This window comes from Anaerococcus sp. (assembly GCF_030825785.1).
In the GTDB taxonomy this organism is placed as follows: Bacteria; Bacillota; Clostridia; order Tissierellales; family Peptoniphilaceae; genus Anaerococcus.
The window spans coordinates 1-9,100 of sequence record NZ_JAPJPG010000051.1; the positions used below are offsets into that span (position 1 = coordinate 1).

Below are 9,100 nucleotides of genomic sequence, written 5' to 3' on the forward strand. Positions count from 1 at the left end.
CATTTACTTCTACCAACACGATTTATTATAGACCCTAATTTAATATAATAATATCATAAATTAATAAAATGACAAAAAAAGACTTCTGCAAATATGTTTTGCAAAAGCCCTTAATTTTAGTAATTTGTTTTTTCTTTAACTTTAGCTGCCTTACCTTGACGATTTCTAAGGTATTTAAGTTTAGCTCTTCTTACCTTACCACGTCTAACAACGTGAAGTTTTTCGATTCTTGGTGAGTGATATAGGAATGTTCTTTCTACTCCAACTCCGTAGCTGATTCTTCTAACTGTGAAAGTTTTGTTGATTCCACCTTCATTGATGTAGATTACAGTTCCTTCGAAGTCTTGGAGTCTTTCCTTATCTCCCTCTTTGATTCTGTAGCTTAGTCTGATTGTATCTCCTACGTTAAAATCGAAGTTTTCTTTACGTAGGTTTTCTTGTTCAATTTTTTTGATTAATTCCATCTTTGCTCTCCTCTCGTAAGAATTTCTTATATAAATCTGGCCTAACCCTTTTTGTTTTCTCTATTGCACTTTTCCTGTTCCACCCGGCTATCTTCTTGTGATCTCCGCTTACAAGCTCACTTGGAACGAAGTATCCGTTGAAGTTTCTTGGCTTGGTGTATTCGTCTTGTTGCAAGAGAGTGTTGTAGTGGGAGTCTGTGGTTAGAGATTCTTTCTTTCCTACAACTCCACCTATGAATCTTGCCATTGAGTCTATAAGGACCATGGCTGGGATTTCTCCGCCTGTTAGGACATAGTCTCCTATAGATATTTCGTAGTCGACATAGTGGTTGGTAATTCTCGCATCTATTCCTTCGTAGTGGCCACATATTATTATTAGATCTTTGATTTCTGCAAAGTCGATTGCTAATTTCTGATTTAATTTTTTGCCTGCTGCTGACATGAAGCAGACTTTTGATTTTGGTTTCTTCACAGACATCAAACAATCATATAGAACTTGTGGTTTGATAAGCATACCGGCTGCCCCACCGTATACAGTATCGTCTACGTGATTGTGCTTGTCATTACTGAAATCTCTTATGTCTACTATTTTTATTTCTAATTTTTTGTTCTCTATTGCTTTTCCTATTACTCCATAAGTCTTGAGGAACTCGAAGCTTTCTGGAAATAGGGTAAGTATGGTAACACTATTCATAATCTCTTAGGTTATCTACTTCTATTTTGTTGTTTGCTATATCAACATTTTTGATAACAGTCTTTAAGGCTGGTAATAATATTTCTTTATTATCCGTAGTTTCTATGACATAAACATCGTTTGGATAAACTCCAGATATTACGTCCTTGACCTTGCCCACTTTTTGCCCATTGGAGTAAGTATCAAGTCCTATAAGCTTATAGATATAGAATTCATCTTCTTTAAGCTCTCCTAAGTCTTCTTCTTCGATAGTTATGTCCTTGCCAACTAGTTTTAGGGAATCATTTATATCGTTATATTCAACAAACTTTATGACCTTTAGGCCCTTTTGGTCGAAGGAGTCTTCTATAGTGAGAAGTTCATCTCCAATGTAGACCTTGCTTCCCTTATCGAACCTTTTCTCATAGTCAGAAAATGATTTTACTTTTACATTTCCCTTGATTCCGTGTGTTGTTATTACCTCAGCTACTGTTATTCTCATATTCTTATGTTGACCTTAACGTCTTCCTTGATTGCACAAGCACGGGCTATGGCTCTTATGGAATTGATTATATTTCCACGAACTCCTATAACTCTGCCCTTATCGGATTCTGCTACGTGGATTAGTATATCTACTTCTCCACCATCTCTACTTTCTTCGATAGATACAGCATCCTTATCTTCTACTAATTCTTTAACGATTAGTTCTACTAATTCTTTCATCTTATGCTAATACGTCGTTGTCTTTGAATAGTTTTTCAACGATAGATGTTGGTTTTGCACCATTTTGAATCCATTGTTTAGCTTTTTCGTTATCTACTCTAAACTCTTTTGGATTTGAGATTGGGTTATATGTTCCAATTTCTTCGATGAATTTACCATTTCTTGGGCTTCTTGAATCTGCTACTACAACTCTGTAGAATGGTTTTTTCTTTTGTCCCATTCTCTTTAATCTAATTTTAACTGCCATTGTTTCCTCCTATTGATTTAGCCTAAAAGAAAGGCATTTTTGGTAGTTTTCTGCCTCTTTTGTTGGCTTTCATGCCTGTCATTTTCTTCATCATTTTCTTCAGTTCTTTGAACTGTTTGAGCAATTTGTTAAGTTCTTTGATGTCAACTCCTGAACCCTTGGCTATTCTTTCTTTTCTGCTCTTGCCAATGATTTCAGGTTTTTCTCTTTCTTCCTTAGTCATGGAACTTATGAGGGCTTCGATTCTAACAAATCCCCTATCGTCGATATCAACTCCCTTAAGCATCTTGGAGTTTACTCCTGGAATCATCGCAAGTAAGTCTTCCAATGGTCCCATATTTCTTATCTGTTGAACTTGTTCCATGAAGTCATCCAAGGTGTAAGTTTGCTCACGCATCTTACGTTCTAGTTCCTTGGCGTTTTCGATAGATAGCTCTTTTTCTGCCTTTTCTATCAGAGATAAGACATCTCCCATGCCGAGGATCCTGTTTGCCATCCTGTCTGGATGGAAAGGCTCAAGATCTTCTAGCTTTTCCCCAACACCGATAAACTTGATTGGTTTTCCTACAACTTGTCTAATTGATAGGGCTGCACCACCTCTGGCATCACCGTCTAGTTTTGTGAGTACTACGCCTGTGATGTCTAGGTAATCGTCAAAGGTTTTTGCAACATTGACCGCTTCTTGTCCTGTCATTGCATCGACAACAAGAAGTATCTCGTCAGGATTTACTGCTTCTTTAATATTTTTAAGCTCATCCATTAGGTCAGTATCAATTTGTAATCGACCAGCCGTATCGAGGATAACCACATCGTGATTGTTAAGCCTTGCATAATCTTTAGCTTCTCTTGCAGTCTTAACTGGATCTTGTTTATCCTTATCGAATACTTCTACACCAGCAGTTTTTCCTACAACCTTAAGTTGTTCTATAGCTGCAGGCCTGTAGATATCTAGGGCTGTAAGCATTGGGTTTCTGTTTTCCTTCTTTAGCTTAAGTGCAAGTTTACCCGAATGGGTTGTCTTACCAGAACCCTGTAGACCTACCATCATCACAATATGTGGGGTAGATCCCTTAAGGTCAAGCTTGGAATTTTCCTTACCCATAAGAGCTGTTAGCTCTTCGTTTACGATCTTTACTACCATCTGTCCTGGTGATAGGGAAGTCATAACATCTTGCCCAAGTGATCTTTCCTTGATTGTTTTTACAAAGTTCTTAACGACCTTGTAGTTAACATCTGCTTCTAGTAAAGAGAGTCTTATCTCTCTCATAGCGGCATCTATATCTTTTTCACTTAATTTTCCTTTGCCTGTAAGTTTTCCAAGAGTCTCCTGGAGTCTTTCCGAAAGGCCTTCAAATACCATAGCATCCCTCTCTAAATCGCATCTATTACGTCCGTTATTTTGCTAATTGCCATTTCATAATTTGAACTTTCCATCAGCTCTCTTATACTAATAAGAGCATCTTTCAGTTCCTCGCGGCTTTTCAGTAAAGAAAGCTCATCTTCAAACTCAAATAATTTATCCTCAGATCTTTTGATCATATCCGAAATAGCTTGCTTGCTCCTATCGGTATTGTCAGCAATCTCCTGTAGGGATAAATCTTCGTTATAATAACAATTAATAACATCTCTTTGTTTTTCATTAAGAAGTGCGCCGTATATGTCAAATAATTGAGCCACTTTTACTATTTTTTCCATAAAATCACCTGTCAAGTCTTTTACTTGACCCAAATATTATACACTCTTTGTAAACATGAGTCAAGGAAAAATATTGACTAGGAAAATAAAGAATTTGAGATATCTCGACTACGCTTCGCTCCGCTCGACATAAGGGAGTTGATGGCAACAATAATAAATTATAAAAAACAGGATATGTGGTCCTTCCCTCCATTATCCCGCCGAACTTACTCCTCCCCTTATCCCTAATGGTTCTGTCCACATCGAACATAGTGAACTGATGGCAGAGTGCCGGACAGTCGGGCTTCGATTTTGTAAAAAATCGAATAAGTGGGACTTATTTGAAAAATAAGTTCCAAGAACTCGAAGATTTCAAAATCGAGGCTTAGCGAGGTGAAGGTCTTGGACCTGAGCCCGCAAGCTACCGTCGACCGAAGTGGAGGAATCTCTTTTTAGATGTCTCGACTACGCTCACTTTTCTCGACATAAGGGAGATGATGGCTATAGGTATATATTACAAAAACAATTCTACACTAGACAATAGACAGTAGTAACTAAAAAGACCCGGATTCCTCCAGGTCAGTTCTCTATGGAAGGTTAAAGAATGGGTTTGATCTTTCTTCTCTTCCATTATTGTTTTTACTTTCGTCAGGTTGAGCCTCATTGAACTCATCTATATTTGATGAATCTATATTAAACTCTACGTCGATTTCTTTCTTAGATCCGTCTCTATAGACTGTAATAGTCGCCTTATCCCCTACAGAATAACTTAACAAGATTTTTCTTAGGGAGCTCATATCTGTAACTTCTTTGCCATCAACAGCAGTTATCACATCGCCCTCTTCTATTTGGCTATCCCTATCAAAGATAGAAACAACATACACTCCTTCATCAACACCGAGTTTTTCAGCATTGAAATTAGGAATTTGTTTTAGATAATCAATAGATTGACCAGTTATTCCTAGATATACAGAATTAAACTTGCCAGTTTTTCTTACCTTTTCTATTACTGGTTTTACAGTATTTATTGGAATAGCAAAACCAATTCCGTCGCTATTACCTGCCTTAGCAGTATTAATTCCAATTAGCTCTCCTTTTGAGTTTAGTAAAGCTCCTCCTGAGTTACCAGAATTAATTGCGGCATCTGTTTGCATTAGTCCATCCATTGTAACACCAGTATTAAACTTAACAGACCTATTTAGTCCAGAAATAATACCACTAGTTACAGTTGACTGAAGTTCAAATCCTAGTGGGTTACCAATAGCTACAGTCCTATCTCCTATTCCTACTTCATCACTATCTCCAAGCTCTATAGCAGGAAGATTTTTCTTATCTACCTTTATAATAGCAAGATCTAATGAAGCGTCATTCCATACAAGCTCTGCTTCGCTTGTCTCACCATTAGAGAAGAGAACATTGATTTGGGTCACATCTCCATTACTTACAACGTGAGAGTTTGTTACAATATAACCGTCTTCTGTGACAATTGAACCAGAACCGATTCCTTCGACATAACCAGATTGTTGGCCGAAGAAGGTATTTTGTGTAACTTCAGAAATCGTATTGATTCCTACTACAGAGTCAATTGACTTTTTCACAACAACAGATTCAATTGAATCATCCGCATTTATATTTATATCTTTCTTTGTACTTTCCTTATTTTCCTTACTTTCTATTTGTTTTGGATTATTTTCACTTTCTGCAATGTTATTATCATTATTAGCTGCTCCACCTAGGAGAAAATAAATAACAAAACCACCGATAACAGCTCCCAAAAGGGCTGAAATAAAATGTGAAAATCCTCCACCAGATTTATTTCTTCTCATAAACTACCTCCTGTTTTCCTTATCATACAAGAAATTTGTGGCGATACTTTGTCATATCTATTAAATTTATATAAATTTTTTGTGAAATATCGTCTAAGCTAAATATATGATTAACAGTTTGATAGTCAAGAAAATACCAGATCTTCATATAACAAAACTATCTATATTTTTTTCTTAACAAGATTGTATCCAAAGCTAAGCTCAAAAAGAAAAGAATTATTATATATCCTATAAGGATTGCAATATTTCTAATAAAGATCTCCTTATTAAAATCACTCACTAAGATGTCATTGTTAGCTATATAGTAAAAGCTTGGGAAGACTTTTCCTATCATTAGGGCCTTTTCGCTAAGGATTTCTTGTGGGACAAATACTCCTGTTAGAAAAGACGAAGCTAGGGCGAAAACATTCATTACAGCCATCATAGCATTTTCACTTTCTATAAGTTTTGTGATAAAGATAGCGAGGCTTACCGTACTTAGGGCAAATATCATAGAATTTACTATCATTAGAAGAACCCTTGTGCTTAGGGATGACCTTCCATTCATAATAAGGAAAATTATTATATAAAAGACCCAAGATACAAGAGCAAAGGCAAAATGACCCATAAGAAGTTCAAAATTTTTCCTAAAGCTACTTATAGGAGATGCTTCATTTCTCATAGCTATAACCCTCTTCTTGTAAGATAAGCTTATTAAAGATACTACAAGGATGATCTGGCTTAAAAATACGTAGGCTAGTAGGTTAAAGAAATCATGGACTTTGCTACTTACGACCGGCCCACTATCCTTATTTAGACTAACCTTAACACTTTTGTTGAAGTCTTCTTCTGTATTAGCTATCATCTCTTTTTTATCAAAGCCTGCCTTTTCGTAGGTCAAAATCTGATCTAGGTATAGATTGATTGACTCTTTTATATACTGCCCATCCTTACCGCTTATGCCATTTTTAATCTCAAGCTTCTTTTCCTTATCAAAGTCCTCTGGAATCTTGATACAGGTGGAAATCTTCCCATAAAAGAGATTATCGTCTATATTTTTGCCAGTCATATCAACTATATTATTTTCTTTTTCCATATATTTGATAAAGGCCTTGGATAAGTCGCTCTTGGCAAAATCTTCTATATAAATATCGGCTCTTGCCTTCTTATAGTCTATAGACTCATCATTACTTGAATTTGAAAAAAATATTATGGCTAAAAATATAACTGTGTATATGCCAATGGCCTTAAGGTGGCCTCTTACGATTTTAAAATAATTTTTAAAGACTATCATACTGCCTGCCCCTTGTTAAAATTAGAGTGAGACCTAGGAAAATTATTATCAATATAAATAAATACTTAACATTTTCCAAATATCTATCATATCCATCATAGTAATAGAGGCTGTAGATTGCATCATTTATCAAGGCTATTGGGTTAAATTTATTAATAATTGGAGCGTTTTCCTCGATTATAAGCTTCATAGAAGAATCCATCATTCCTGATAAGTATGATAAAACCATGCTTATAGCAATCCCTAGTCCGTTTTTGACCTCCACACTTGCCTTAGACGCAAGTCCTATAAGAATCCCGAACAAGACACCAGAAAGACTTCCAAGACCCCCTATTAAAATAAGCGGTCCGAGCTTATTAGAAAAGTCTACCCCATACAACTTATTAAAAACAAGCATGGTAAACAAAACAACAGAGAAGTTAATAATAAAACCAACGCAGATAGATGATAGAAGGCTTGTAAATCTACCTAAAGGAGCTATGGCATTTCTCTTGGCAAGAGTGGAAAGATTGGCCTCAAATCTATAAATAATAAGAAGCCCATAAGAAAAACCATACATAGCCTGCATACCTATCAAGCAGTAGAAAAACGTATTTACAAAATCGAGATTATGCTTTGACTTATCAATAATATGGCTTTTTCTATGGCTCAAATAGCTTAGGTCAAAAGTAGGATTCTTCCTTAAAATCTTTTCTGCCATAGCCCCCTTTCTAAGATAAGCGTTCATAATATCTTCTATGATAGATTCATAGATACCAGATTTCTTAAAAACTATCTTGTCACTGTCTTTGATATAGGCAGTAATTTCTTCATCATCGATACTCTTTTCAGAGTGGATAATAATTATATCTTCATCTTCAAGCTCTTTAAGGAAATCATCAAAATACTTATCTTCTCTTAGGTCTTCTTTTACTACAAGATCTATCGGCTCAAAGTTCATAGACTTTGTAACATTTCCCAAGGCTATGGTAAAGAAAAATCCCAAGACTATAGGAAAAACTAAAGACCAAAAAAGTAGGCTCTTATCCCTTATTAGGAGCTTAAAGGTATTTTTAAAAGTATGTAAGAACATCCTAATCCCTCAATTCTTTACCAGTAAGCTGTAAGAATACATCATTAAGGCTTGGCCTAGAAGATGAAAGATGATCATAGTCTATATCGTATGTCCTTAGGATTTCTACTAGCCTTGTAATGTTATCCCTGGATTTAGAAAAACTTAACTTATAAGTTGTTCCCAATACCGAAAGATCAATCAAAGAATCAATAGCCCTAATACTTTCAAGGGCTTCATCAGGTAAATTTTCAGTCTCAAAGGAGATCTTCTCACAAAGATTAATCATATCCTTTAGGCTATCACTATCTCCCTTGGCTATAACCTTACCTTTATCAAGGATAACTATGTAATCACACAGGCTTTCTACCTCATCCATATAGTGAGAGGTATAGATTACGCTTGCTCCGTCTTTATTTAACTTTTTGATACCTTCCAAAATATTATTTCTCGATTGGGGATCAACTGCGACAGTCGGCTCATCAAAAATAATTAATTCTGGCTTGTGAGCTATGCCACAAGCTATATTAAGTCTCCTCAAAAGACCTCCAGAAAGCTTTTTTGGCCTAAATTCAAGAAAATCAACCAAACCAACAAGCTCTACAGTTTCTTCAATATATTTTTTCCTTTTCTTCTTATCTCTTATGTAAAGTCCACAAAAATAATCAATATTTTCATATACACTCAATTCCTCATAGACGCCTACATCTTGAAAGACAACACCTATCCTTTTTTTGATATCGTAAGAATCAGGCCTCATCTCCTCACCAAAAATCTTAATAGAGCCACTATCTTTACTCAAAAGAGATAAGATACAAGAAATAGTAGTAGACTTACCAGAACCATTAGGACCTAAAAGTCCCAAAATCTCACCTTTATACAAATCGAAATCCAAATTGTCAACTGCAATAAAGTCCTTGTAACTTTTGACCAAACCCTCGACTTCAATAACCTTTCCTGCCATAATATTCTCCTTTTAGTAATTATAGCACAGGAATATTAAAATAATTGTAAGAATTAGGTAAAGATTTTGTAAAATAAGCACAAAAAAAGACGCTGAGTTATCAGCGTCTTGCACTTATTGGTGCGGGATAAAGGAGTTGAACCTTCACGGGAAAATTCCCACTAGATCCTAAGTCTAGCGCGTCTGCCAATTCCGCCAATCCCGC

Annotated in this window: 11 protein-coding genes and 1 tRNA gene; all 12 read right to left on the reverse strand. The window is 35.7% G+C overall.

What is annotated here, in order from left to right:
* Nucleotides 1-116: 116 nt before the first annotated feature.
* Entirely contained in the window at nt 117-464 is a 348-nt protein-coding gene (gene rplS / locus RCH56_RS06735; protein WP_306484213.1) for a 50S ribosomal protein L19, read from the reverse strand.
* The gene (trmD, locus tag RCH56_RS06740) at nt 442-1,158 is read right to left on the reverse strand and encodes a tRNA (guanosine(37)-N1)-methyltransferase TrmD (protein WP_306484214.1); all 717 of its coding nucleotides are present in this window, start codon (nt 1,156-1,158) and stop codon (nt 442-444) included. The genes rplS and trmD overlap by 23 nt, the downstream gene beginning before the upstream one ends.
* Nucleotides 1,151-1,639, reverse strand: coding sequence for a ribosome maturation factor RimM (gene rimM, locus RCH56_RS06745; RefSeq protein ID WP_015778223.1), 489 nt, complete (start codon nt 1,637-1,639; stop codon nt 1,151-1,153). Before rimM ends, trmD begins: the two co-directional genes overlap by 8 nt.
* Nucleotides 1,636-1,860 (reverse strand): KH domain-containing protein, encoded by a 225-nt coding sequence (locus RCH56_RS06750; RefSeq protein WP_015778224.1) that lies wholly within the window; start codon nt 1,858-1,860, stop codon nt 1,636-1,638. The genes rimM and RCH56_RS06750 overlap by 4 nt, the downstream gene beginning before the upstream one ends.
* A 1-nt stretch (nt 1,861) precedes the next feature.
* The gene (gene rpsP, locus RCH56_RS06755) at nt 1,862-2,107 is read right to left on the reverse strand and encodes a 30S ribosomal protein S16 (protein ID WP_015778225.1); all 246 of its coding nucleotides are present in this window, start codon (nt 2,105-2,107) and stop codon (nt 1,862-1,864) included.
* 22 nt (nt 2,108-2,129) lie between these two features.
* The gene (gene ffh / locus RCH56_RS06760) at nt 2,130-3,467 is read right to left on the reverse strand and encodes a signal recognition particle protein (RefSeq protein ID WP_306484215.1); all 1,338 of its coding nucleotides are present in this window, start codon (nt 3,465-3,467) and stop codon (nt 2,130-2,132) included.
* Between the two features lie 11 nt (nt 3,468-3,478).
* Nucleotides 3,479-3,802 carry a YlxM family DNA-binding protein gene (gene ylxM / locus RCH56_RS06765; RefSeq protein ID WP_306484216.1) on the reverse strand — a complete coding sequence of 108 codons (324 nt, stop codon included), beginning with the start codon at nt 3,800-3,802 and terminating at the stop codon, nt 3,479-3,481.
* A 566-nt stretch (nt 3,803-4,368) separates the two neighbouring features.
* Nucleotides 4,369-5,607, reverse strand: coding sequence for a S1C family serine protease (locus RCH56_RS06770; RefSeq protein ID WP_306484217.1), 1,239 nt, complete (start codon nt 5,605-5,607; stop codon nt 4,369-4,371).
* A gap of 157 nt (nt 5,608-5,764) precedes the next feature.
* A complete protein-coding gene (locus RCH56_RS06775) occupies nt 5,765-6,880 on the reverse strand; it encodes an ABC transporter permease (protein WP_306484218.1) in 1,116 nt (371 codons plus the stop codon).
* Nucleotides 6,867-7,952, reverse strand: a complete 1,086-nt coding sequence (locus RCH56_RS06780; RefSeq protein ID WP_306484220.1) for an ABC transporter permease — start codon at nt 7,950-7,952, stop codon at nt 6,867-6,869. The genes RCH56_RS06775 and RCH56_RS06780 overlap by 14 nt, the downstream gene beginning before the upstream one ends.
* A 1-nt stretch (nt 7,953) precedes the next feature.
* Nucleotides 7,954-8,895, reverse strand: a complete 942-nt coding sequence (locus tag RCH56_RS06785) for an ABC transporter ATP-binding protein (RefSeq protein WP_306484221.1) — start codon at nt 8,893-8,895, stop codon at nt 7,954-7,956.
* A 118-nt stretch (nt 8,896-9,013) separates the two neighbouring features.
* Nucleotides 9,014-9,100, reverse strand: a tRNA-Leu gene (locus RCH56_RS06790).

Bases quoted from the DNA above. Each gene is read 5' to 3' on its own strand.
- ffh (WP_306484215.1), bottom strand. From the start codon at position 3,467: ATGGTATTTGAAGGCCTTTCGGAAAGACTCCAGGAGACTCTTGGAAAA.
- rpsP (WP_015778225.1), bottom strand. From the start codon at position 2,107: ATGGCAGTTAAAATTAGATTAAAGAGAATGGGACAAAAGAAAAAACCA.
- ylxM (WP_306484216.1), bottom strand. From the start codon at position 3,802: ATGGAAAAAATAGTAAAAGTGGCTCAATTATTTGACATATACGGCGCA.
- trmD (WP_306484214.1), bottom strand. From the start codon at position 1,158: ATGAATAGTGTTACCATACTTACCCTATTTCCAGAAAGCTTCGAGTTC.
- RCH56_RS06785 (WP_306484221.1), bottom strand. From the start codon at position 8,895: ATGGCAGGAAAGGTTATTGAAGTCGAGGGTTTGGTCAAAAGTTACAAG.
- rimM (WP_015778223.1), bottom strand. From the start codon at position 1,639: ATGAGAATAACAGTAGCTGAGGTAATAACAACACACGGAATCAAGGGA.
- RCH56_RS06770 (WP_306484217.1), bottom strand. From the start codon at position 5,607: ATGAGAAGAAATAAATCTGGTGGAGGATTTTCACATTTTATTTCAGCC.
- RCH56_RS06775 (WP_306484218.1), bottom strand. From the start codon at position 6,880: ATGATAGTCTTTAAAAATTATTTTAAAATCGTAAGAGGCCACCTTAAG.
- RCH56_RS06750 (WP_015778224.1), bottom strand. From the start codon at position 1,860: ATGAAAGAATTAGTAGAACTAATCGTTAAAGAATTAGTAGAAGATAAG.
- RCH56_RS06780 (WP_306484220.1), bottom strand. From the start codon at position 7,952: ATGTTCTTACATACTTTTAAAAATACCTTTAAGCTCCTAATAAGGGAT.
- rplS (WP_306484213.1), bottom strand. From the start codon at position 464: ATGGAATTAATCAAAAAAATTGAACAAGAAAACCTACGTAAAGAAAAC.